At 40.2% G+C, this 20844-nt stretch carries 31 protein-coding genes and 1 pseudogene; 7 read left to right on the top strand and 25 right to left on the bottom strand.

Annotated elements, in window-relative coordinates; translation table 11 throughout:
- Positions 1-8 precede the first annotated feature (8 nt).
- Entirely contained in the window at positions 9-626 is a 618-nt protein-coding gene (locus ACL9RF_RS13780) for a hypothetical protein (protein ID WP_422801213.1), read from the bottom strand.
- Positions 627-661: 35 nt separating this feature from the next.
- On the opposite strand from ACL9RF_RS13780, the gene ACL9RF_RS13785 reads away from it, so the two are divergent.
- Entirely contained in the window at positions 662-997 is a 336-nt protein-coding gene (locus ACL9RF_RS13785) for a helix-turn-helix domain-containing protein (RefSeq protein WP_422801214.1), read from the top strand.
- 40 nt (positions 998-1037) lie between these two features.
- On the opposite strand, the gene ACL9RF_RS13790 is transcribed toward ACL9RF_RS13785, so the two are convergent.
- Positions 1038-1499, bottom strand: coding sequence for a hypothetical protein (locus tag ACL9RF_RS13790; protein WP_422801215.1), 462 nt, complete (start codon positions 1497-1499; stop codon positions 1038-1040).
- Positions 1500-1505: 6 nt separating this feature from the next.
- On the bottom strand, positions 1506-1814 hold the full coding sequence (locus ACL9RF_RS13795; protein ID WP_422801216.1) for a hypothetical protein: 309 nt from the start codon (positions 1812-1814) through the stop codon (positions 1506-1508).
- Positions 1815-1995: 181 nt separating this feature from the next.
- On the opposite strand from ACL9RF_RS13795, the gene ACL9RF_RS13800 reads away from it, so the two are divergent.
- Entirely contained in the window at positions 1996-2154 is a 159-nt protein-coding gene (locus ACL9RF_RS13800; RefSeq protein WP_422801217.1) for a hypothetical protein, read from the top strand.
- A gap of 39 nt (positions 2155-2193) precedes the next feature.
- Here ACL9RF_RS13800 and ACL9RF_RS13805 read toward each other — a convergent pair whose 3' ends face one another.
- The 6 genes from ACL9RF_RS13805 to ACL9RF_RS13830 form a co-directional block, all read right to left on the bottom strand.
- Positions 2194-2721 carry a hypothetical protein gene (locus tag ACL9RF_RS13805; protein WP_422801218.1) on the bottom strand — a complete coding sequence of 176 codons (528 nt, stop codon included), beginning with the start codon at positions 2719-2721 and terminating at the stop codon, positions 2194-2196.
- A 359-nt stretch (positions 2722-3080) separates the two neighbouring features.
- Complete coding sequence (locus tag ACL9RF_RS13810; protein WP_422801219.1) at positions 3081-3419, bottom strand: hypothetical protein; 339 nt, start codon at positions 3417-3419, stop codon at positions 3081-3083.
- Positions 3420-3424: 5 nt separating this feature from the next.
- Positions 3425-3865: a hypothetical protein gene (locus tag ACL9RF_RS13815; protein ID WP_422801220.1), complete on the bottom strand. Its 441-nt coding sequence runs from the start codon at positions 3863-3865 to the stop codon at positions 3425-3427.
- A 769-nt stretch (positions 3866-4634) separates the two neighbouring features.
- Complete coding sequence (locus tag ACL9RF_RS13820) at positions 4635-5495, bottom strand: hypothetical protein (RefSeq protein ID WP_422801221.1); 861 nt, start codon at positions 5493-5495, stop codon at positions 4635-4637.
- A gap of 68 nt (positions 5496-5563) precedes the next feature.
- Complete coding sequence (locus ACL9RF_RS13825; RefSeq protein ID WP_422801222.1) at positions 5564-6472, bottom strand: tyrosine-type recombinase/integrase; 909 nt, start codon at positions 6470-6472, stop codon at positions 5564-5566.
- 68 nt (positions 6473-6540) lie between these two features.
- Entirely contained in the window at positions 6541-9126 is a 2586-nt protein-coding gene (locus ACL9RF_RS13830) for a CHC2 zinc finger domain-containing protein (protein WP_422801223.1), read from the bottom strand.
- 150 nt (positions 9127-9276) lie between these two features.
- On the opposite strand from ACL9RF_RS13830, the gene ACL9RF_RS13835 reads away from it, so the two are divergent.
- On the top strand, positions 9277-9642 hold the full coding sequence (locus ACL9RF_RS13835; protein ID WP_422801224.1) for a helix-turn-helix domain-containing protein: 366 nt from the start codon (positions 9277-9279) through the stop codon (positions 9640-9642).
- Positions 9643-9673: 31 nt separating this feature from the next.
- Here ACL9RF_RS13835 and ACL9RF_RS13840 read toward each other — a convergent pair whose 3' ends face one another.
- The 7 genes from ACL9RF_RS13840 to ACL9RF_RS13870 form a co-directional block, all read right to left on the bottom strand.
- On the bottom strand, positions 9674-10015 hold the full coding sequence (locus ACL9RF_RS13840) for a hypothetical protein (RefSeq protein WP_422801225.1): 342 nt from the start codon (positions 10013-10015) through the stop codon (positions 9674-9676).
- Between the two features lie 12 nt (positions 10016-10027).
- Complete coding sequence (locus ACL9RF_RS13845; protein ID WP_422801226.1) at positions 10028-10432, bottom strand: hypothetical protein; 405 nt, start codon at positions 10430-10432, stop codon at positions 10028-10030.
- Positions 10433-11267: 835 nt separating this feature from the next.
- Positions 11268-12125, bottom strand: a complete 858-nt coding sequence (locus tag ACL9RF_RS13850) for a tyrosine-type recombinase/integrase (RefSeq protein ID WP_422801227.1) — start codon at positions 12123-12125, stop codon at positions 11268-11270.
- A gap of 34 nt (positions 12126-12159) precedes the next feature.
- On the bottom strand, positions 12160-13068 hold the full coding sequence (locus tag ACL9RF_RS13855) for a tyrosine-type recombinase/integrase (RefSeq protein WP_422801228.1): 909 nt from the start codon (positions 13066-13068) through the stop codon (positions 12160-12162).
- 55 nt (positions 13069-13123) lie between these two features.
- Positions 13124-15718 (bottom strand): CHC2 zinc finger domain-containing protein, encoded by a 2595-nt coding sequence (locus ACL9RF_RS13860; protein ID WP_422801229.1) that lies wholly within the window; start codon positions 15716-15718, stop codon positions 13124-13126.
- 5 nt (positions 15719-15723) lie between these two features.
- Entirely contained in the window at positions 15724-15957 is a 234-nt protein-coding gene (locus ACL9RF_RS13865; RefSeq protein ID WP_422801230.1) for a hypothetical protein, read from the bottom strand.
- The gene (locus ACL9RF_RS13870) at positions 15954-16256 is read right to left on the bottom strand and encodes a SymE family type I addiction module toxin (protein ID WP_422801231.1); all 303 of its coding nucleotides are present in this window, start codon (positions 16254-16256) and stop codon (positions 15954-15956) included. Before ACL9RF_RS13870 ends, ACL9RF_RS13865 begins: the two co-directional genes overlap by 4 nt.
- 119 nt (positions 16257-16375) lie before the next feature.
- On the opposite strand from ACL9RF_RS13870, the gene ACL9RF_RS13875 reads away from it, so the two are divergent.
- Together ACL9RF_RS13875 and ACL9RF_RS13880 are read left to right on the top strand one after the other, a co-directional pair.
- Positions 16376-16714 (top strand): helix-turn-helix domain-containing protein, encoded by a 339-nt coding sequence (locus ACL9RF_RS13875; RefSeq protein WP_422801232.1) that lies wholly within the window; start codon positions 16376-16378, stop codon positions 16712-16714.
- A 10-nt stretch (positions 16715-16724) separates the two neighbouring features.
- Positions 16725-17180, top strand: coding sequence for a macro domain-containing protein (locus ACL9RF_RS13880; protein WP_422801233.1), 456 nt, complete (start codon positions 16725-16727; stop codon positions 17178-17180).
- Positions 17181-17216: 36 nt separating this feature from the next.
- Here the strand turns inward: ACL9RF_RS13880 and ACL9RF_RS13885 are convergent, their stop codons facing one another.
- The 5 genes and pseudogenes from ACL9RF_RS13885 to ACL9RF_RS13905 form a co-directional block, all read right to left on the bottom strand.
- The gene (locus tag ACL9RF_RS13885; RefSeq protein ID WP_422801234.1) at positions 17217-17456 is read right to left on the bottom strand and encodes a hypothetical protein; all 240 of its coding nucleotides are present in this window, start codon (positions 17454-17456) and stop codon (positions 17217-17219) included.
- Between the two features lie 7 nt (positions 17457-17463).
- Positions 17464-17772 (bottom strand): annotated as a pseudogene (locus ACL9RF_RS13890) (HYD1 signature containing ADP-ribosyltransferase family protein); the annotation flags it as partial.
- A gap of 247 nt (positions 17773-18019) precedes the next feature.
- Positions 18020-18292 carry a hypothetical protein gene (locus tag ACL9RF_RS13895; protein WP_422801235.1) on the bottom strand — a complete coding sequence of 91 codons (273 nt, stop codon included), beginning with the start codon at positions 18290-18292 and terminating at the stop codon, positions 18020-18022.
- Between the two features lie 9 nt (positions 18293-18301).
- On the bottom strand, positions 18302-18655 hold the full coding sequence (locus tag ACL9RF_RS13900; protein ID WP_422801236.1) for a TNT domain-containing protein: 354 nt from the start codon (positions 18653-18655) through the stop codon (positions 18302-18304).
- Positions 18656-18739: 84 nt separating this feature from the next.
- A complete protein-coding gene (locus ACL9RF_RS13905) occupies positions 18740-18922 on the bottom strand; it encodes a hypothetical protein (RefSeq protein WP_422801237.1) in 183 nt (60 codons plus the stop codon).
- A 35-nt stretch (positions 18923-18957) separates the two neighbouring features.
- Between ACL9RF_RS13905 and ACL9RF_RS13910 the strand changes: the two genes are divergently transcribed.
- Both ACL9RF_RS13910 and ACL9RF_RS13915 read left to right on the top strand, forming a co-directional pair.
- Positions 18958-19197 carry a helix-turn-helix domain-containing protein gene (locus ACL9RF_RS13910; RefSeq protein WP_422801238.1) on the top strand — a complete coding sequence of 80 codons (240 nt, stop codon included), beginning with the start codon at positions 18958-18960 and terminating at the stop codon, positions 19195-19197.
- Complete coding sequence (locus ACL9RF_RS13915) at positions 19194-19340, top strand: hypothetical protein (protein ID WP_422801239.1); 147 nt, start codon at positions 19194-19196, stop codon at positions 19338-19340. Before ACL9RF_RS13910 ends, ACL9RF_RS13915 begins: the two co-directional genes overlap by 4 nt.
- A gap of 130 nt (positions 19341-19470) precedes the next feature.
- Here the strand turns inward: ACL9RF_RS13915 and ACL9RF_RS13920 are convergent, their stop codons facing one another.
- Genes ACL9RF_RS13920 through ACL9RF_RS13935 form a run of 4 tightly spaced genes read right to left on the bottom strand, consistent with a single transcriptional unit; the run spans position 19471 to position 20741 of the window.
- Positions 19471-19899: a DUF5958 family protein gene (locus ACL9RF_RS13920; protein WP_422801240.1), complete on the bottom strand. Its 429-nt coding sequence runs from the start codon at positions 19897-19899 to the stop codon at positions 19471-19473.
- A gap of 2 nt (positions 19900-19901) precedes the next feature.
- Complete coding sequence (locus ACL9RF_RS13925; protein WP_422801241.1) at positions 19902-20156, bottom strand: hypothetical protein; 255 nt, start codon at positions 20154-20156, stop codon at positions 19902-19904.
- 46 nt (positions 20157-20202) lie between these two features.
- On the bottom strand, positions 20203-20412 hold the full coding sequence (locus ACL9RF_RS13930) for a hypothetical protein (protein ID WP_422801242.1): 210 nt from the start codon (positions 20410-20412) through the stop codon (positions 20203-20205).
- Positions 20413-20417: 5 nt separating this feature from the next.
- Positions 20418-20741, bottom strand: coding sequence for a hypothetical protein (locus ACL9RF_RS13935; RefSeq protein WP_422801243.1), 324 nt, complete (start codon positions 20739-20741; stop codon positions 20418-20420).
- Positions 20742-20844 lie beyond the last annotated feature (103 nt).

Genomic DNA, 20844 nt, shown 5'->3' on the forward strand with positions numbered 1-20844 from the left:
AATACTTTTTAAAATGGGAACGCAGTAATAACATTTCCGTTTGTTCCAATAACAACTCTCAAACTTGATGCAGGTGCACCACTTGAAGTTGTGCCAATTACTCTTCCAAAATTGTATTCTGCTATTGTTCCGGCACGCCCCATTGTATTAGCCCGGAAAGCACCTTGTGTTGTCGTAGTGTTAATCATACTCTTTAAACCCGCCCCGGTTGTCCCTTCCGCAAATTTCCCTGCACCTTTAGCGCCACTCGTAAACCAATGGCGAGCAACTATATGGTCTAACCCTTTTTGGGTTAAATTAGCTGCTCCGGGCTTTAGTAATAATTGACCTCCCCCCTTAGCGGCATTATCACCATACAAGATCTGCTTACCACCAATAAGGTTACGATTATTATCAACAATCCCCTCTTGAAAGATGTAATCTACAAATACTTTTTCATTCTTTAAAACATCAGTCCAAAAGTTACGTCCGCGAAGCAAGTTGCTTCCACCCTGTAGCATACCACCTGCAACAGCACCCATCAGCCCCACTTTACCAAGATGTTCAGGAGGAAGACGAATACCACCTAACCACCGTTTACTTACTTTATATAAAAAAAGTATAATTTCTTGGATGTTATACTTCAAAAAATAGGTTTATTAACACATAATCCGGTGCATATATGGACAGTTTCGGTAAAAGATTAACGGAATGCAGAAAAGCAAAAAGCCTTTCTCAAAAAGATTTGGCAAAGGCTTTCGGTACTTCACATACCACTATCGGTAAATATGAAAGGGATGAAATGACACCTTCTATCGAAGCTGCCAAAAAACTCGCAAAGATTTTGGATACGACGGTGGGCTACCTATTGGGAGAGAACGAACAGGCCGACCTGTTTAAAGACCCCGCTATGTTAAAGAGGTTTCAGGATATTGCAACACTCCCCGAAAAGGAAAAGGAATGCCTGCTCACTACCGTTGACCACTTTATCAAAGCAAGCAAGATTTCTTTGATGTAAAACAAAAACGCCAGGCTTACAGCTTGGCGTTTGACTGTTATTAAATATTAGGCAATGTTTCAGGCTTTAGCCATAGAGATATAAATTCCTTATCATCGTCAATAACGACAACGCAATTATTTATAAACTCAACAGCATTACCTTTCTTTACTGGATTACCAATGCATAGCCACCCACTTTGAACATTAATAAACATTGGCAAATCATCTTTGCTTATCCTATAAGAAAAACCCTCCTCTAAATTATCTGCAACTTTCAAAATGCCAGTATTGTATTGAGGTGGTTCATAATTGGACTTTTGCCATTCTTTATATCCACAAAAACCCCAAAGCTGAACAATCTTGTTATCATCATCAACTGCCGACAGGTTTAATCTATTTATCACGATATCCAAATTTATCTCTTGTATTGAGGGTTCTGTCTCAAAAGAAAACTCCTCTGCATCATAGGTTAAGCGTTTAGAGTTACCTATAAAATCTGTATGATCAATTATAAACTTCATAGGTTACTATTTGACGAAATTAAAATGATAAATGACATTTGTTTTAGGGTTAATACCTAACTCCCAAATTCCTTGAGAACCTCTAAACGTACCCGGCACCTTCCAATTCATACCTCCTTTAAAAGTAGCATCAATACTTCCTTTTCCAGTTGACATAATCTCTTGAATAGTTAAAGGTGAATTCATATAAGGCCTTGATAATTGCCCTTTATTCGCTCCTTTGGTAACAACCTCTGTTAAATGTTTTCCAGCTGATTTCGTAAAAGTATATTCAGCAGCCTGCACTCCCCCCTTAGCGGCATTATCTCCATACAAGATCTGCTTACCACCAATTAGGTTACGATCATTATCAACAATCCCCCTCTTGAAAGATGTAATCTACAAATACTTTTTCATTCTTTAAAACACCGGTCCAAAAGTTACGTCCGCGAAGCAAGTTGCTTCCACCCTGTAGCATACCACCTGCAACAGTACCCATCAGACCCACTTTACCAAGATGTTCACGAAGAAGACGAGCACCGCCTACCTGGACAAGGATCTTCTAAAACGTATCGAGGATATTGAGAAGCTGGACGAAGCCACTAAACAACACTTGTTCTTCCTGATTGACAACGTTGTTCAGAACTATAAAACGAAAAAAGCCTTTAATAAATAACAAAGCCACCTAATCGGTGGCCTTGTTATTTATAATCTGTTACAATTTCTGTTTGGCTATCTTATACTTCAACTGATAAGACTGTGGTATTTTACTAAATCCTATCTTATCTATACTATCTACGAAAGCTAAATAATCTTTAGCTTCCCAAGCCTTTGATGCAGCTTCTAATACCTGGTTTTGCATTAACTCAGATGTGTAATTTTCACTTTCTTGGCTGAGAATACTTTTCAATAGGCTTACATTCCCTTTTAATAATTCAACGCCTTCTTTTGTTTCAAAAAACAAAGAAAGATTCTGCACAAAAACTTTTGAGGTTACTTGCTCAATAGGCAATGCAGAATAACCCCAAAGCTCTACAACCGCATTGTCATTCAAAGGGTATAATGTTTCGCCCCGTCTACCAATCTCCACAAGGTGCGACTTATCATAATCGTTAAACACCAAATTCACTTTCATAACAGAAGATTGAAAACGTACAATGTTTTTGATTTCCTCCGCTATCGTAAATCCATACTTTTGAAGTATTGGCGAAAGGTGCGTTTTTACAAGTGTATTAAATTCCATAACCCAAATTATTTAATTGGTGGTAACCAAGCTCCTTGACTTGGGTTATAAATCCAACCTCTCCCCTGAAGGATTGACCTTTCTGCATTTAAGAACCCTCCTGTTGGTATCAAATTACCATTAGGTAGTCGGTAAGAATCAAAAATAGGTTTACCTAACCCCATTTCCCTACGCAATGATCCATAGTTGGCTTTCCAATTTAGCTTAGGTGTTCCCTTATTAGGAAGGTGTAGCATATAATCCCCTGCTTTCCAGCCTGTGGACTTGGTTGTTTGCTCTGCTCCCCACTTAAAAAAATTCAGCCCACCTTGTTTCCCCCCCTTAGCGGCAACTACTTTCCTTACTTGAGCCTCATAATACTAGTCTTTCTGAATACTCCCAATTATAGCAAATTTAGAGTTATTTCTTAATTCTTCTTCACTTAAATTATCATCATAATCTTTAAAAAGCAAACCACCATTCACAGTTATTAAACTAGAACCTTTATCTAGGTCATAAAAATTATTTTCAACGTGTCTAGGTGATAAAATTAATTTATCACCTTTAACACCTTCAAAATCTAAATGGTAGTTAGTTCTAAATACCAAGCAAGTTGCACTTATTATTTTTAGAATTATACCCCTTATAATATTTTCACCATCCGGACTATTAAAATCCCAAGGTTCACCAACAGATATATAATAATTATTCTTACTCATAGAAATTATCTTAAAGGTTGCGAATTGATAAGCCTTACTTTAACCGGATCTAAAGTCATAAACTCTGCACCTCTTCCAGACATTCCGAAAGCAGATTGAACTTTTGTTCCATTACGTAATAAGGTTGGATTATTTAAAATCTGAAATTCTACTCGAAGAGTAGGAGCACTTGGTAAAGCTAATCGTTGTTGGGCGCTTGCCGCAGATTTATAAAGATCTTTAGTAAAAAAGGTTTCTCCTGCTCTTCCACCTCTAAGTAATCCTGTGTTTTGAACAGCCATTAATTCTGCTTCCGTCATATATCTAAAAGCACTACCTCCCCCCTTAGCGGCAACTTCTGCCCTTACACCCAAAAAATCATTGTTTGCGGCATTTGTATTCGCCACAAAAAACAACATCAACGATATGAGGTACAACCACTTTTTCACGGTTGCTAAGTTAAACATTATATCCTTTTATCGTTTCTTTTTCAAGTGAAGGTTTCAGGTGAAGAAAAAGTTTAAGGCTCGATTTTTTGTAAAGTAAAAGGAAGGGCTGGCTTTGTGTGTCGGGCTTTTGCTTTATAAAAAATGAGCATCCAAAGGGGTTTGGGGCATTGGAAGATTGCCCCAACTATAACTGTGGCTTTGCCACTCCTTGCTGCCGCAGGCTTTACACTTGCCTGACCGCAGGGAGGTGTACAAACAACTAAAAACAAAAGTTCCCTTTGCTGGTGATACCGCTTCCGGGTCGGGTCGGGTTGGCAAAAGGAACGGCTACAACAAAGCGGCAATGGCGTTGGGGTGCTTGCATAAGCGTGGGATTGCCGCTTTGTTGTGTGTGGTGTTGGCTATTTAACATAATGGCGACTTATAGGATCTGCCCGTGTGGCTGGATGCTCGCATAAGCGTGGCAAGGGCTGTACTATAAGACCGCATTATGTTATTTAGCTCCGGGCAGTTTTTTTCTGGCGGGATTTTTTGTTTTGTGCGGTGGGTGCAGCTCTTTGACACCGCAGGTACGAGGAGGCAATGTGCTGCAGGTGCGGTGGGTACAAAAAGCGTGACAGAAAAAACTGGCTGCAACATCACAGGGGCAGTGGAAGCGTTGGATTTTGTGCGGCGGACACTGACCAAGCCGTTCCTGTGCGGTGGCGGATGGGACTTTATTTCATCACAGGCAAAGGGAACTTTTGTTTTTACCGCTTCCTTTTTCTTTCATTTGAAGAAAAGAACTTCATTGCAACGGATGGAACTGCAACACGTATTGCCGAAGGTCTTCGCTGTCCTGTTGCCTGTACCGCTCCACGTTCTCCACCCGTTTAAAACCTGCGTAATATTGTGTTTTCCGTAGTCCGTATTGTTTTATCCAAAGGGTTATCCTCGATTGTCTTAGTTGGTTCAGGCGTACGATGTTGTAACCCGTTTCTGTTCCCAATGCCCTGATTTGGTCGTTTAAGGCTTTGAACTGACAATGAAGATTGGTAAAGTTGTTGGCCTGTGGACTGATTAATTTTTCGGTGCTTTTATCCCTGTGGTTTTCGATGTAGTGATGAAGCTGTAAGATTTGATGGGCTTCTAAAAGCAAGGTTCTTGCTTCTTTTCTGCGGTTGCCTCCGGGAACTTCCAGTTTTCCGGTCTGCAGGTTCAGGTGGCCGATTTCCAACCGTTCTATATCCCTTTCGTCCAATGCCTGGCAAATGGTAAGGCCCAACAATATTCTATCGCTGTGCCGCCAAAAGCCTTTCTTTGCCTTGGGTTCGTAGCTGTCGTAAATATGGCCCAGTTCTTCTTCGCTGAACAAAACATACTGCTGCTTTTCTATACCCCTTATCCTTACCTGATAGGCAATGTCGGGGATTTGCATAAACCTGTTGTAATGGCTGACGGCTCGTAGATGTTCATTGGTAACTTGTTTTGATTTCCCTTTTTGCAGGTCGCCGATGTAATTCAACAGGTCTTTGTAAACAGCTTCTTTTATGCTGATATTTCTTTCTGTAAGCCACGTTTGATAATGGTTTGAACAATACAACATCCGCTGCCTTGTCTTTGCTACAAAGCCGTTTTTGATTAAGTATGCCGTAAATGCTTTTTCCATATTTTACTCACTGGATTTTGATTTTTATTGGTGTTCGTGATTTGCTTCGCTTAATTCAAGTGAAGAAGTTATTGGTTCAGCTCTTCAACTATCCGTGTATAGATTTGTGTGCTGTCTAAACTTTTGTGTCCTAAAAACTTACTGATTTGTTCCAACGGCATTCCCTGTTGCAAAAGATGCGTTGCTATGCTGTGCCGCAGACCGTGTAAACAAACTTCCTTTTGTATGCCTGCTTTGTTCAGCAGGTATTTTAAACGCTTTCCCAATAAATCGCTGCCCGGTTGGTTGCCTTTCAGGTTCAGTAAAAATGCAGTGCTGTAATCTTTGGTAAAGTAGGGTCTGCCGTAAGTTTCATAGTCCTGTAAATCTCTTATGATACATTCGTTTATCGGTATAAAACGGCTCTGGTAGTTCTTGCCCGGTACAACGTATAAAAGTTGCTTGTGGTAATCAATGTGCTTTTTCTCTACTCTTATCCCTTCGCTGTAACGCAAGCCACAACCGTAATACAGGCTTAATATTGCTTTATCCCTTAGTCCGTTGGGTGTTTCATCGGTGGCGTTGTAAAGGGCTTTGATTTCGATTTGTGTCAGGATGTTTCTTTCAGTCGTTGCTCCGGGTTCTACAATGATGTTTCCGGTAAATATTTTCTGCCCGCCTGTCAGCTCTAAGTATTTGCTTAAAAGCCTGATGACATTGATATGGCTTTGGATGTAACAACTGCTTAGACCGCCTGCTTTCTGCCTGTTCTTCCGTTGGTGCAAAAACTCGTTATAGGCTTCCAATACCGTTGGTATTACTTCGTTTAACTCGTGGATATGGTGTTGTATCAACCACTCAAAAAATGCCTGTAGCTGCCTTTCATAACTTTCTATCGTGGTCATTGCATAGCCCAACCTTTGCAGCCATTTGGTAAATTCGGTTTGGTAGGTGCTGTATGGGGTCGGGGTTAAAATATATTGTCCGCTTACTTCCATTTTATTTCTTATTACTTACTGAGCCTTATTACTTTATTTACAGCTTGTTGAGTGAGTAATTGGGTTGATTACTTACTGTTACTCACATTACTTACTGCCTCTTTTGCTTTGATGTTTTGTAAAGCCTTGTCCAATGCGGTTTCTATGCTGTTTTTAAGGTCGTTGTATTCTTCTTTTTTGGTAATCTCGTATTCATAGCCGCCTTTGTATTTGTTACCGCCAATGCTTTTTACATAGCCGTAGAAGTGCAGGGTTTTCAGGTAATGGTTCAGGTTGTGCGGATTGATTTTTAGTTGCTCTCTTATCTCGCTTCGATAAAAGCTGTGCTTCTTTTCCTTTTGCAGCAATGCTTTCAGCGTTTCCAGAAAGTCACGGCAAGCCTTTGTCAGTTCATCGGATTTGGCAAGCAGTACATCGTTTAAAAGCGCATTGGCTAAAATAATATCTTCCAATGTGGTTTCTATAAACGGGTTGCCGTTGTGGTCTTTTTTGATTTCCCTTTGGTATTGGTGTACAAAGGTTATCGCTTCTATGAACTGTAAATAATGGGCATTGGTGCGTAACGGCTTGAACACGCTTTCCGGTATTATCAGTTTATCGGCATAAGGGTTGACCACATTGATTTTCCGGAACATCAACTGCAAGTCCTGTAACAGTTCCTTGGTGCTTTCTTCTTCGGCTTTGTTGATTTTGCCCGCACTCAATAACCTTTGGTACTGCATTATGCTTTGTTGTTGGGCGTCGCTGTTGTCCAAGTATATCAGTAAACAACGGTTGGCGTTATCTTCGTAAATGCGTTCTTTGGTGGTTGTTCCGCTTAAACAAATAGGGCCTTCCACTTCTAAGAGTATTGTTGTCATATTGCCCTTGCTATCCTTCATCGGTACGATTTTGCTTACATAGCCTTTGCTTTGAAGCTCACGCAATACATACAAAACGCTGTTAGCTCCGTCCATATCTTCAATAAGAATGAGCTTGTTTTTTAAATCGGTCTTGCCAACGTAATACAAGGCGTTCTCTGTGCTGGCAGTAAAACTTAATTGTGCTGTCTTGGGTATGAGTTCTGATATTCTTTCTTGTAAATAGGTTTTACCTGTACCACTTGCTCCCAAACAAATAATGTGTAAAGGGTTGTTGGTTAGCCTTGATGTGAACACCGTCCACATTATAAGCCTGTTCGTTTCTTCTCCTATTACACCTGTTTTACCGATTAATTCATCGATTTTTTTGTACAGGATTTTGCTTTGTAACAGCTTGGTTAGTTCTCGTTTTCTAAACTCCGTTAATACTTTGGGCTTTTCCGCTTTGGGTTTCTGTTCTTCTATCTTCGCATTGCGGTAATCTTCCAATAACGTTATCAGTTCCGCTATGGCGTAGCTTATTTGTTTGCTCCCGGTTTCCAGTTTCTCGCTTGCCCTGCGGATAAATTTTTCCGCCTGCTCTTCGCTGTATAAATCAAGGTTGCTCTGCCGTATCGTATGCAATGGGTTCAGGCTCTTGGCTACCTGTATTTTCAATGTAATCTTTAGCTTATCCAATGGATACAAGGCAATACCGCCAACAATGGAGAACAACAGGTTTTCATACACAAAGCTGATGTAGTCGGCATTGCTCGTGTTCAGCCTCCCGATTGTTGTAATGCTTGGTGGCTGTTCGTTTTTTTCTTCATTTGAAAAAATAATTGCCTGCGGTGGCTCACTGTCATTTGAAGAAAAAAGTATCTGTCTTTCATTGATTAGGTGCTGTAAGATTTCCGCTTCGTGTCCTTGTATCAGGCTGTTTATATCTTCTTCATCAGGCGTTGCAACTGCTGATATAATTACGTTGGGTAAAAGCTCGTGTAAGGTTTCGCTGTGTTTTTGTGTCCATTCCCGCCCTGCTGCATCGCCATTGAGGAACATAATGATTTCTTTCAGCTTCGGTAAGCTCTGCAACGCTTCCTTGTGTTCATCGTTCAAAACATTCGTTCCATACAATGACAACGTTTTGTAAGTAGTGTAAAGCTGCAAGGTTGCTGCGTCTATAATACTTTCGGTGATGATGATGGTTTCCGTTGCTGCTGTCGGATAGTTTGGATAAAGTCCTTTTCTGTGTGCCGTATAAAAATGCCTGTCGTCTTTTCCTTTGCTTTCAATATTTCTACCGTAAAAACTAACGATGTTATTTTGCTTGTCTTTGAGTGGAAAGACAATACAGTTTTTCAGCTTGCTGTAATATGTGCCGTTATTGTAACCAACTTCTAATTTGGCATTGTAAATGTTTCTACTCTCTGCGTAGGCTCTCGCTTTGCTGCTGCTGTAAAAGCTCTGCTTTATTTTGGCAAAGATTTCTGTCAGGTTTTCGGGTTGGATAATTGGTTTTTGTATTACTGGCTGTTTGCCATTGCCGATAAGGTTTTCCGCTTTTTTGATTGCTTCGTGTTTGGTGCAGTTATCTTTGTCCTGGATGAACTGTATCGCATCTATTGCCTTGCCATTCTTTGAGCAGTTACCGCTAAAGCAAAATACCGTGTTCGTCTCCGCATACACCTGCATACTCGGATTTTTATCATCGTGGAAGGGACAGCATATCATTTTATTCCTGTTCGGCTGTAATCCGTAGTGCTGCAATACGCTTAGTATGCTCAACTGTGCTTTGATTTCCGCTATTTCCATACGCTAAATTATTTTTTGACTATTTAAGCAACAAGGCAAAGACAAACATAATTGCCTTATTAAGCAACACAATTTAACCAATCGTGTTTTAATATTGCTCAAACAAGCACTATTTTGTAACTTTGTTGCTCAAATAATCATTATTTCGGTATGGACATAGCTAAAAAGATAAAACAAATCAGGGAAGCCAAAGGAATGACTGCCAAAGAAGTGATTTCTGCCGTTGATATGGGGGCTGCTATGTACAGCCGTATTGAAAACGGTAAAACAGAACCGTCTTTAAGCACTCTGGAAAAAATCGCCAAAGCTCTGGGTGTTACCTTATCGGATTTCTTTACCGATGAAGATGTAAATACTGATATAAATTCTTATGACGGCTCGCTGATGGAAAAGGTAAGAGCCATTGAAGCCCTTAGCGATGAAGAAAAGAAAACTGTATTCTCTATTGTAGATGCCTTTGCAGGTAAGAAAAAATTAAAGGACGCTCTCTCAAACGTCCTTACTGATGTAAAATAGACAAAAGCCCCGAAAATCTGGGCTTTTGATTTTACTTTAATTTCAATTGAGGATTATCAAACAGCAAATCAATATAACGATTATCAGTTGTATTGACAGTTAGCTCTAAATTGGTATCATTTATTTCTGATGATAGAACCATACTTATTATACCTAAATGTTTTTCTAAATCAGTATAAGCACTCTCTGAGCTGAGTTTGCTTTTTGCATCAGTCCAATTCTCAATAGTCCATATACAAGGCTTATCAATATACTGACTGCTTAAAGTATCATAATATCCTCCAAAATGGATTTCAATTTTATCGTTATCCATATCATAGCAAAATTTATTTGCTACTTCATCATCAAACGAATATTCTAATTTCTTTTCCATATTAATACTCGTTTATCTGATTGGAATATGAGCTGCGGGGCTCTTATAGTTCACTGGATTTAGAAAAATATCATAGGCACTTTTGTTTCCTCCGTAATTTAAGTGCATATGATTAAATGGCGTTCCTGGTTGTGGCGGGTCTAATCTAATTTTCATACCACCACGTTCAAAGTGCATCATTCCCTTTCCGTCAAACACTTTCTTAAATCCTGCACCCTCTATATCCTTAATTAGCTGACCCCTTTCTAAATTACCTGCATTTTGAAGCCATTGTTTAACGCCTGTACGACCTGCCCCTAACGAAGTACTCGTCTTAGCGGCAACTACTTCCCTTGCACCAAAAAAATCACTGTTCGCAGCATTTGTATTCGCCACAAAAAACAGCATCAACGATATGAGGTACAGCCACTTTTTCACGCTGCTAATTTACTATTAATAATCGGATTGGCTTTTTCTTTCAACTGATTTTTCAGGTGAAGAAAAAACAAGGCTCGATTTTTTATGTTGGCTTGGTAGCGGAGCGGACAAGGCAATATAAAAAATGAGCAGCCAACCGAAGGGCGGCAGTTGCCCCCAAACGCAAGGAAAAACAGCCTTGAGCTAAACGGCTGGACGGAAGCTGTGGAGCGTAGCGTAATGGCTGACGGACAAGCCGGCCGGAGAGAGGAACGAACGAAGGCCTGCGAGCCGCACTGCGAGTGGAGCAAGGGGGCTGCAAGGGAGAGCCTGACAAGGCGGCTTGCAGCTCTGTAGGAAGTGGAACGCAGGGTTTTTGTAATTTTCATTACAAACAAAAACCCGGAGTGGAACTGAACTACACAAGGCTTTCCTTATTCTTCGCCGGAGCGGAGCGGCGGCAACACAAACAAGGTCAAGCCGAAGCCCGATGCGACCCGCAGGCGAGCAAAATTAGGGCAGGCGGTGGACGTGTTGCGGCTGAACGAAGTGAGTGAGGAACGAACGTAACAAAGTAAAGCGGCAAAAGCGGACAAAGCAGCCTGCCGTGACGACTGACAGAGGAACCGCAAGCAGGATGACAAGCTCGGAGCTTTAGCGGAGACCCGAAGGGCGTCAAGGCTTCCCGATATACCGCTGAAAAACAAACATTCCATAATCGGGATGCCTTGACGGCTTGGCGGCCTGCTTTGCTGACGACAGAAGGAGGAACACCGCTTTTCCTGCGTTTGGGGGCACGCAGTTCAGCGGAGTGCCGAAGCGTGGGCAATGGGCGTGGATTGGTGCGGTGGCTTTCCTATTGCAACGGATGGAACTGCAATACATATTGTTTCAGGTCTTCGCTGTCCTGCTGCCTGTACCGTTCTACATTTTCTACTCTTTTAAAGCCCGCTAAGTATTGCGTTTTGCGTAGTCCGTACTGCTTTATCCAAAGCGTTATTCTCGATTGCCTGAGTTGGTTCAGCTTTACGATGTTGTAACCTGTTTCCGTTCCCAACTGCCTTATTTGTCGGTTCAGGTTCGTGATTTGGTCGTGAAGATTATCGAACTTGGCAGCCTGCGGACTGATTAGTTTTTCCGTTGTTTTGTCCCTGTGGTTTTCGATGTAGTGATGTAACTGTAAGATTTGATGTGCTTCTAATTTCAAGGTTCTGGACTGTTTCCGTCTTTGCCCTGAAGGGATATAGATTTCGCCTTTTTCAAGCTGTAAATGTTCCAACTCTATGCGTTCAATATCTCTTTCGTCCAATGCCTGATAAATCGTAAAGCCCAATAATATTTTATCGCTGTACCGCCAAAAGCCTTTCTTTGCTTTGGGTTCGTAGCTGTCGTAAATACGGCTTAGTTCTTCTTCACTGAACATTACATTCTGCTGCTTTTCTATACCCCTTACTCTGACCTGGTACGCAATGTCGGGGATTTGCATAAACCTGTTGTAATGGCTGACGGCTCTTAGATGTTCGTTTGTTACCTGCTTGCTTTTGCTTTCCTGTAAATGCCCGATGTAGTTCAACAGGTCTTTGTAAGCTGCTTCCTGTATGGTAATGTTTTTTTCCGCAAGCCATTGTAAATAATGGTTCGTACAGTACAACATTCTTTGCCTTGTTTTTTCTACAAAGCGGTTTTTGATCAGGTATGTTGTAAAGTCGTTCATTATTCAGATGATTTTTCATTTGAAGAAAAAAGTTTTATGGGTTCAGCTCTTCCAATATTCTTGTATAAATCTGTGTGCTGTCTAAGCTGCGATGCCCTAAAAATTTGCTGATTTGCTCCAACGGCATTCCCTGCTGTAAAAGGTGTGTCGCTATGCTGTGCCGTAAGCCGTGTAAACAGATGTGTTTCTGTATCGCTGCTTTGTTCAGCAAGTATTTTAAACGTTTTCCCAATAAATCGCTGCTCGGTGGATTGCCTTTCAGGTTCAGCAAAAAATATCGGCTGTAAGGCTTTTCAAAATAGGGTTTGCCGTACACTTCATAATCCTGTAAGTCTTTTATTATCCTTTCGTTTATCGGTATAAATCGGCTTTGGTAATTCTTGCTCGGTACTACATACAGTAATTGCTTATTGTAATCAATGTGTTTTTTCTCTACTCTTATCCCTTCGCTGTAACGCAAGCCGCAACCGTAATACAGGCTTAATATTGCTTTATCCCTTAGTCCGTTGGGTGTTTCATCGGTGGCGTTGTAAAGCTGCTTTATTTCGCTTTGTGTCAAGATGTTTCTTTCTGTCGTTGCTCCCGGTTCTGCATAGATATTGCCCGTAAATAGTTTCTGCTCGCCTGTCAGCTCTAAGTATTGGCTTAAAAGCCTGATTACATTGATATGGCTTTGTATGTAGCAACTGCTTAAACCGCCTGCCTTTTGCCGGTTCTTCCTTTGATGCAAGTATTGATTATAGGCTTCCAATGTCGTTGTATTGACTTCGCTTAGTTCGTGGATATGATTTGCATTTAACCACTCAAAAAACGTCTGCAACTGCCTTTCGTAGCCTGCTATCGTGGTCATTGCATAACCCAACCTTTGCAGCCATTTTACAAACTCGCTTTGATAGGTTTTATAAGGGGTCGGGGTTAAAATATGTTGTCCGCTTACTTCCATTTTTATTTTTATTCGCAACTGGATTAAACATTCTTATTATCAATGATTTGAGTTGCTAACCCGCTTCATTCGCAACTGTTCGCAACATTCGCAACTGCTCCAAAGCCTTGTCCAATGCCGTTTGTACGCTATTGCTTAATTTGGTGTATTCTTCCCTGTGGGTAATTTCATACTCAAAGCCTGTTTTGTATTTGTTACCGCCTACTATCCTGATGTAGCCGTATTTGTTGAGTTGGGATAAGTAATAACGTAGATTATCGGGGTTTATCCGTAGCCATTGCCTTATATCACTTCGGTAAAAGCTGTGCTTCTTTTCCTTTTGCAGTAAGGCTTTCAGCGTTTCCAAAAAGTCCCTGCAAGCCTTTGTCAGCTCATCACTCTTTGCCAATAAAACCTCCTTCAGTAATTCATTGGCTAAGGCTATATCTTCCAATGTGGTTTCTATAAATGGGTTGCCTTGCTCGTCTTTCTTTACTTCCCTTTGGTATTGGTGTACAAAGGTTATCGCTTCTATAAATTGCAGGTAATGGGCATTCGTTCTAAGCGGTTTAAATACACTTTCGGGGATTATCAGCTTATCGGCAAAGGGATTGACCACGTTGATTTTTCTAAGCATTAACTGCAAGTCCTGTAACAGTTCCTTTGTGCTTTCTTCTTCCGCTTTGTTGATTTTTCCTGCACTCAATAACCTTTGATATTGCATTATGCTTTGTTGTTGTGTATCGCTGTTGTCCAAGTATATCAGTAAACAACGGTTGGCGTTATCTTCATAGATGCGTTCTTTGGTGGTCGTGCCGCTTAAGCAAATAGGTCCTTCCACTTCTAAGAGTATCGTTTTCATATTGCCTTTGCTGTCTTTCATCGGTACGATTTTGCTTACATAACCTTTGCTTTGCAGCTCACGCAATACATACAGTACGCTGTTTGCTCCGTCCATATCTTCAATAAGTATCAGTTTGTTTTTAAGGTCGGTTTTGCCAACGTAGTACAATGCGTTTTCGGTGCTGGCGGTAAAACTTACTTTGTGCTGCTTGGGTATCAGTTCCGATATTTTTTCCTGTAAATACGTCTTGCCTGTTCCGCTTGCTCCCAAGCATATAATGTGTAAAGGATGGTCGGTTAGCCTTGATGTGAACACCGTCCACATGATGAGCCTGTTCTTTGCTTCGCCTATTACGCCTGTTTTGCCTATTAATTCGTTCAGCTTCTTGTAAAGGTTCTTGTTTTGTAACAGCTTTTGTAATTCCTGTTTTCTGAACTCGGTTAATACCTTGGGCTTTTCCGCTTTGGGTTTCTGTTCTACTATCCTGGCATTTCTGTAATCTTCCAAAAGCGTTATCAGTTCCGCAATGGCGTAGCTTATTTGTTTGCTGCCTGTTTCTAATTTTTCCGATGCCCTGCGGATAAATTTTTCCGCCTGTTCTTCGCTGTATAAATCAAGGTTGCTCTGGCGTATCGTGTGCAATGGGTTTTGGCTTTTGGCGACCTGTATTTTTAGCGTGATTTTCAGCTTATCCAAAGGATACAAGGCAATGCCGCCAACAATGCTAAAAAGTAGGTTCTCGTAAACGAATGACAGGTAATCAGGATTGGAAGTATTGAGTTTGCCAACCGTTGTAATCGTTGGTATGATTGAGGTTTCAGGCTCTTGCTTTTTTTCTTCATTTGAAAAAATAATTGCCTGCGGTGGCTCACCGCCATTTGAAGAAAAAAGGATTGTTCTTTCATTGATCAGGTGCTGTAATATTTCCGCTTCGTGTCCTTGTATGAGTGAGTTTATATCTTCATCGTCTGGCGTTGTAACGGTTGATATAATTACGTTGGGTAAAAGCTCGTGTAAGGTTTCGCTGTGCTTTGCTGTCCATTCCCTGCCCGCTTCATCGCCATTCAAAAACATAATGATTTCTTTCAGGTTCGGTAAGCCCTGCAACGCTTCTTTGTGTTCTTCGTTCAGTACGTTTGTTCCGAACAATGACAATGCTTTGTAAGTGGTGTAAAGCTGTATCGTGGCTGCGTCTATAATGCTTTCGGTTAGGATTAAAGTTTCCGTTTCTGATGTCGGATAGTTCGGATAAAGTCCTTTCCTGTTGGCTGTATAAAAATGCCTGTCGTCCTTGCCCTTGCTCTCTATGTTCCTGCCGTAAAAACTGACGATGTTGTTTTGCTTGTCTTTGAGTGGAAAGACGATGCAGTTTTTCAGCTTGCTGTAATGTGTGGCGTTGTTATAGCCCGCTTCTAATCTGGCGGTGTAAATATTTCGGCTCTCTGCGTAGGCTCTTGATTTACTGCTGCTGTAAAAGCTCTGCTTTAATTTGGCAAAGATTTCATTCAGGTTTTCGGGTTGTATGATGGGCTTGGGTGCTGCTTGCTGTGTTAGTATTCCTATCAGGCTTTTGGCTTTTAGTATGGCTTCGTGTTTGGTAATGTTTTCTTTGTCCTGTATGAACTGTATCGTGTCTATTGGCTTGCCATTCCTGGAACAGTTACCGCTAAAGCAAAAAACAGTGTTCGTGTCCGGGTACACCTGCATACTCGGGTTCTTATCATCGTGGAAAGGACAGCATACCATTTTGTTACGGTTTATCCTGATACCGTAATGCTCCAATACCGTTAGTATGCTCAACTGTGCTTTAATCTCTTTTATCTCCATTCGATTTACTTCTTTAACAGTTCATAGATGTGGAGCATTTCACTGTTCAGCGCTCCCATTATCCGTTGAAGCTGGCCGAGCTCGTTTAGAATATCTTCCTTATCAAAGTACTGGTAGCCTCTGGCGTTCATCTTTTCCCGTATGGTATGCAGCATCTGTACGGGGCTGCTTACCTTCAGGCTCTCGCTGAACAGTTGCCCGATATGCCTGTTGAGCTCTTGTGTATCCGGTTGTTTCATTGGGCAAGCTTTTTAAGGGTTTGCTTTACTTCCTGCAGGGCGGCCTTGTATGCTTCCTGCTCTTTTTCTTCTTCGCTGAACTCAATGCGTTCTATCAGCAACAGACCCGAACGGCTCACTACACGCACCAAATCGCCAATATTAAAGCCTGCTTCTTCCAACCATATCCCGCTAAGGTTCAGCCAAGGCACATTCTTTCCGGTTGCTCCCATACAACGGCTCTGACTGGGGCGGTACTTCGCCTGTACCTTGACCTGTTTGTTATTTTTCTTTGCCCTAAAAAAATATTTTTTTGTCAAACTTGTTTGGAAAATGTACACATCTCTTTTCACTTAAACAACAAATATCTATTTCTTTTGCCAACTTATTTTGACTAAATTTGCATCATTACAGTAAAATCAATTGACTTTAGGCAATTATGTTGAACATTGGAGAGCGTATAACACAGCTTAGAAAGCAGCAGAACCTTTCACAGGATGAACTGGCAAAAAAGGCCGGAGTGTCCCGTACCATTATCGGCAACTATGAACGGAACACCAATACGCCTTCCATTGAGGTATTGATAAAACTGGCGAAGGTCTTTAATGTAAGTGTGGATTTTCTGATCGGTGAAGGAGAGCTGGCCGCCCTGGACAAGGATCTGCTAAAACGTATCGAGGATATTGAAAAACTGGACGAGGATACCAAAAAGCACCTGTTCTTCCTTATTGATAACGTTATACAAAACTATAAAACGAAAAAAGCCTTTAATAAATAACGTACTTTAAATGGTAACATACATTGAGTTTGGAAACATTTTCAATTTACAAGGCATTTCTAATTATGCCCACGGATGCAATTGCGCTGGTGCAATGGGAAAAGGTATTGCCTTACAATTTAAAAACAAGTTTCCCAAAATGTATATTGAATATAAAAGATTATGCAAAGAAGAGCTATTCTCATTAGGTGATATATACACTTATGATTATGGCAATGGAACAATATTTAATCTTGGATCTCAAATAACTTGGAGAACTAAAGCTGACATTAACGCAATAGAAAGCTCTCTAATCAAAATGCTTTCTTATGCACAACAAAATAATATTCTCAAAATTGCATTACCCAAAATTGGGGCTGGATTAGGTGGATTAAATTGGAATGATGTAAAATCTTTAATTAATATAGTAGCCAAAGACTATCCCAATATTGATTTATTTGTTGTTGAAAATTACAAAGATTTTTAAATCAAAATGCCCCGAAAAATCGGAGCATTTTGATTTTTATTGATTCCAAATTTCATTAAATTCATCTTCTGTTATAAAGTCTGAGTCATTTAATTCAAGTTCATCCAAAGATTGGTCATATAGCATTGATTCTCCTTTATGAGGGTTCTCAGACGTCAGTAGAACTCTACCTTTAGAGGTTTCCTCTATTTGCCTAACTGCTTCTCCATCCAGAAAATGAATATAAAATAAAATATTTTCTTCATCCCAATATTTCTTTACAAATAATTCCTGCATATAAACTTTATTTAAAAATCGAAGTCCCGTGATTAATTATTCGCCCATTTAAAGGCAAGCTACTAGTACCAGGAACCAGAAAATTATGTGGAGCATTTTTAATTACATTTAACCCACTCATATCTACATCAATAAAATGTGTAAGCTTTTTAGAGTTCCACGGCACACCAAATAAGCGTCTTGAAATTTGCCCCGAAGTATACCCACTCGTTAAATCTGTGAAGTATTGACCTGCCCCGTGCCTTGCATTCTTAACTCCTGTTGATGCAAATAATTCTCCTGACTCCATAATTGCTTTATACCCTGCTTCAGTTGTATAGTGCCTTAACGTATTTCCTCCCCCCTTAGCGGCAACTACCTCCCTTACACCTAAAAAATCAAGTTTCCAACCAACTTATCCAACCACTCGGCTAAGTTAAAAAATAATCGCTACCATTTGTCTTTCATATGGTTTATTCTGCTGCGCAACCACCTCAATATTATTTTCCCAAAAGAAAGGAAAAAAAGAAAGCTGCTTTTCAAGCGGAAGCACGCAATAAAGCCCCGATTTCTCGGGGCTTTGGTTATTTTGAATACCTATCTTCTATCTCTTTATTTTCTTTAAGGCGTTTATATAAATATTGACAGGCCTCATCTTCATTGGTAAATATCCTTGTTGAATGCTTTTCTCCCCACTCTTTAAAATAGACTTCATATTCGACAGAATAAATACCCTTCCTAATCGTTAGGGAAAGTTTATCATCATCACTGGTTGAACCATAAAGACCCTGTAAATAATACCTATCCTCAGGCACTCCCAATTCTTTTAACTTTATAGATAATTCCTGTAGTGTCATAGTTATAGCTTAAAATCGTGTAATAATTCCCCTTCTAATCAGTATGTCTGCCCCCACAGGTGATTGAAATTGAATACCAAAACCTGTTTGACCACTAAACATTCCTGGCGAAGCCAAAGATTTTTGAAGTTCAAAAGGCTTTAAAACTTTAAATTGTGTATAAGGAGATAATCCTGGGGGAATAGACCTTGCCCCATACGAAGTACCAGGAGTGGAAAACCATTTGCCTCCCATTGCTCCATATCTATCTATTACTTGACCCGGCATTAAGAATGTACGTTCCGCCGTACCTGCGACCTCTGCTACAGCTGGATACTTTGTTACTAATGCAGTACTCGTCTTAGCGGCATTATCTCCATACAAGATCTGCTTACCACCAATAAGGTTACGATTATTATCAACAATCCCCTCTTGAAAGATGTAATCTACAAATACTTTTTCATTTTTTTAAACACCAGTCCAAAAGTTACGTCCGCGAAGCAAGTTGCTTCCACCCTGTAGCATACCACCTGCAACAGCACCCATCAGACCCACTTTACCAAGATGTTCAGGAAGAAGACGCACACCACCTAACCAACGTTTACTTACATTATATAAAAAAAGTATAATTTCTTGGATGTTATACTTCAAAAAACAGGTTTATTAACACATAATCGGGTGTAGATATGGACAGTTTCGGTAAAAGATTAACGGAATGCAGAAAAGCAAAAGACCTTTCCCAAAAAGATTTGGCAAAGGCTTTCGGTACTTCACATACCACTATCGGTAAATATGAAAGGGATGAAATGACACCTTCTATCGAAGCTGCCAAAAAACTCGCTAAGATTTTGGATACTACGGTGGCTTACCTATCGGTGTTGATAAGTCCGCCTACAGCAAGATTGAGAAAGGAACCAGAAGTTTGACCGTGGATGAACTCCAAAAAATGGCGCAGCTCTTTAACCTAACCACCGACCAGATTATTAACTATGACGGCAAGATGCTCAAAGAAGTAATTATGGAGGATAAAACAGCCGTTGAGCAAATGAGGCTCATACAACAGCTTTAAGAAGAAGACAGACAAACTATTTTCCGCCTGATTGATAAAATGCTAACCAATAAAAAAATTAAAGATTTCTTTGCTAAAAATGCAGCTACATTATAAAAGCAAAAGCCCCGAAAATCGGGGCTTTTGTTATTTAAGACAATTGATTTAGAACTTTTTTGATATTCTCATCTTTAGACAGATCCCAATACCACCATTTATTAGGATCGTTCCTTTCTAATTTAAACCTCCGCTGATAAGAAACTCTAAATAAGCTTAAAAACAATTTCATAACCTTTTCCTGCTCTCCGACTGGTAGCTCTGCTATCTTTTTCAAATTATGATAAGCGACCCCCTTGAGCAAAAGAACGCAGGGCGTAAATGTTGGCTTTAGCCCACTTTCACGTATCGCATCGCCAATGTCTTCATCGGTAGGTTTTGATTGTAAAACCAAAAAGAGCAGGTCATTTAAAAATTTATTCCTATGCACCAGGTCAAACACCTGAAATTTATTGAGTAAAACTTCATAGCTAGCCAAACCCTGACCAAACTTATTCACCAGTATTTCATCTTGCAGCACCATATTTATTTTGGAAAAATTGTAATGAATGGTTTAGTTGGATCGACAGGACCCTTGAAGATATCTATCATCCTTGGTAAATTATCAATTCTAGATGGCGCTCCTGGCAATGAGTTCTTAATCTGCTTCCACTGCTTATTGGTCAAGCCTTCTATCACATAATCCCAATCCGAAGTAGCTTTAGCTGTGCCACTCGCCCTACTGCCGACCACATTTATAGGCTTACCTATACGGGTTGCAGCATTTTCTATTCTTGCCAATTCTCCTGCGCTTAATAAACTCTTTCCCCCCTTAGCGGCAGCCCTATTATTCCTTTATTATTTTTCTTTTTGCTCTTTCCAACGTCTCAAAAAAATCATCCAACTCAAAGACTATCTTCTCAGTTAGATAAAATTCTATTTCTAATTTTTCTGTTTCTTGATTGATTTCCGCAACTAAAATTTCATTGCACCAAATTTCAGCTACAAGATTTTCTCTATCAGGAACACTTGATATTTCTATATTAAACTTGCTCATAATTTTTATTCTAAAAATCCAATAAACGTTTTACCATCACCACTAAATCTTGCTCCTTGACCTCCAGGAATTCTATATTCCAATACATTCCCAAATCTTGCGTGATGCCTTATAGCATTGGTTGCATTAGGATTAGTTAGTATTCCATTTAAGACCGTTTCGCCTTGAGAATTTATCGCTGCTGCATTTCCTGTAGCTTTTGGAAAAATGCTCCCAGTTCTACTTCCGTGTTTTTGCAGTGCCCTACCAACTGCCGTAAAGCCTCCTTTATCTAAAGCATTTCCTGTTTTCAACAAACCACCTACCCCCCTTAGCGGCATTATCTCCATACAAGATCTGCTTACCACCAATTAGGTTACGATTATTATCAACAATCCCCCTCTTGAAAGATGTAATCTACAAATACTTTTTCATTCTTTAAAACACCGGTCC

Origin of the sequence: Sphingobacterium sp. Mn56C, from assembly GCF_049319645.1 — a bacterium.
Taxonomy (GTDB): Bacteria; Bacteroidota; Bacteroidia; order Sphingobacteriales; family Sphingobacteriaceae; genus Sphingobacterium.

Excerpts from the sequence above, each read along its gene's own strand:
- ACL9RF_RS13815 (WP_422801220.1), bottom strand. The coding sequence starts at position 3,865 with ATGTTTAACTTAGCAACCGTGAAAAAGTGGTTGTACCTCATATCGTTG.
- ACL9RF_RS13865 (WP_422801230.1), bottom strand. The coding sequence starts at position 15,957 with ATGAAACAACCGGATACACAAGAGCTCAACAGGCATATCGGGCAACTG.
- ACL9RF_RS13895 (WP_422801235.1), bottom strand. The coding sequence starts at position 18,292 with ATGACACTACAGGAATTATCTATAAAGTTAAAAGAATTGGGAGTGCCT.
- ACL9RF_RS13920 (WP_422801240.1), bottom strand. The coding sequence starts at position 19,899 with ATGGTGCTGCAAGATGAAATACTGGTGAATAAGTTTGGTCAGGGTTTG.
- ACL9RF_RS13840 (WP_422801225.1), bottom strand. The coding sequence starts at position 10,015 with ATGGAAAAGAAATTAGAATATTCGTTTGATGATGAAGTAGCAAATAAA.
- ACL9RF_RS13880 (WP_422801233.1), top strand. The coding sequence starts at position 16,725 with ATGGTAACATACATTGAGTTTGGAAACATTTTCAATTTACAAGGCATT.
- ACL9RF_RS13810 (WP_422801219.1), bottom strand. The coding sequence starts at position 3,419 with ATGAGTAAGAATAATTATTATATATCTGTTGGTGAACCTTGGGATTTT.
- ACL9RF_RS13885 (WP_422801234.1), bottom strand. The coding sequence starts at position 17,456 with ATGCAGGAATTATTTGTAAAGAAATATTGGGATGAAGAAAATATTTTA.
- ACL9RF_RS13785 (WP_422801214.1), top strand. The coding sequence starts at position 662 with ATGGACAGTTTCGGTAAAAGATTAACGGAATGCAGAAAAGCAAAAAGC.
- ACL9RF_RS13835 (WP_422801224.1), top strand. The coding sequence starts at position 9,277 with ATGGACATAGCTAAAAAGATAAAACAAATCAGGGAAGCCAAAGGAATG.
- ACL9RF_RS13860 (WP_422801229.1), bottom strand. The coding sequence starts at position 15,718 with ATGGAGATAAAAGAGATTAAAGCACAGTTGAGCATACTAACGGTATTG.
- ACL9RF_RS13875 (WP_422801232.1), top strand. The coding sequence starts at position 16,376 with ATGTTGAACATTGGAGAGCGTATAACACAGCTTAGAAAGCAGCAGAAC.
- ACL9RF_RS13910 (WP_422801238.1), top strand. The coding sequence starts at position 18,958 with ATGGACAGTTTCGGTAAAAGATTAACGGAATGCAGAAAAGCAAAAGAC.
- ACL9RF_RS13935 (WP_422801243.1), bottom strand. The coding sequence starts at position 20,741 with ATGGAGATAATGCCGCTAAGGGGGGTAGGTGGTTTGTTGAAAACAGGA.
- ACL9RF_RS13800 (WP_422801217.1), top strand. The coding sequence starts at position 1,996 with ATGTTCACGAAGAAGACGAGCACCGCCTACCTGGACAAGGATCTTCTA.
- ACL9RF_RS13820 (WP_422801221.1), bottom strand. The coding sequence starts at position 5,495 with ATGGAAAAAGCATTTACGGCATACTTAATCAAAAACGGCTTTGTAGCA.
- ACL9RF_RS13825 (WP_422801222.1), bottom strand. The coding sequence starts at position 6,472 with ATGGAAGTAAGCGGACAATATATTTTAACCCCGACCCCATACAGCACC.
- ACL9RF_RS13930 (WP_422801242.1), bottom strand. The coding sequence starts at position 20,412 with ATGAGCAAGTTTAATATAGAAATATCAAGTGTTCCTGATAGAGAAAAT.
- ACL9RF_RS13790 (WP_422801215.1), bottom strand. The coding sequence starts at position 1,499 with ATGAAGTTTATAATTGATCATACAGATTTTATAGGTAACTCTAAACGC.
- ACL9RF_RS13850 (WP_422801227.1), bottom strand. The coding sequence starts at position 12,125 with ATGAACGACTTTACAACATACCTGATCAAAAACCGCTTTGTAGAAAAA.
- ACL9RF_RS13805 (WP_422801218.1), bottom strand. The coding sequence starts at position 2,721 with ATGGAATTTAATACACTTGTAAAAACGCACCTTTCGCCAATACTTCAA.
- ACL9RF_RS13830 (WP_422801223.1), bottom strand. The coding sequence starts at position 9,126 with ATGGAAATAGCGGAAATCAAAGCACAGTTGAGCATACTAAGCGTATTG.
- ACL9RF_RS13855 (WP_422801228.1), bottom strand. The coding sequence starts at position 13,068 with ATGGAAGTAAGCGGACAACATATTTTAACCCCGACCCCTTATAAAACC.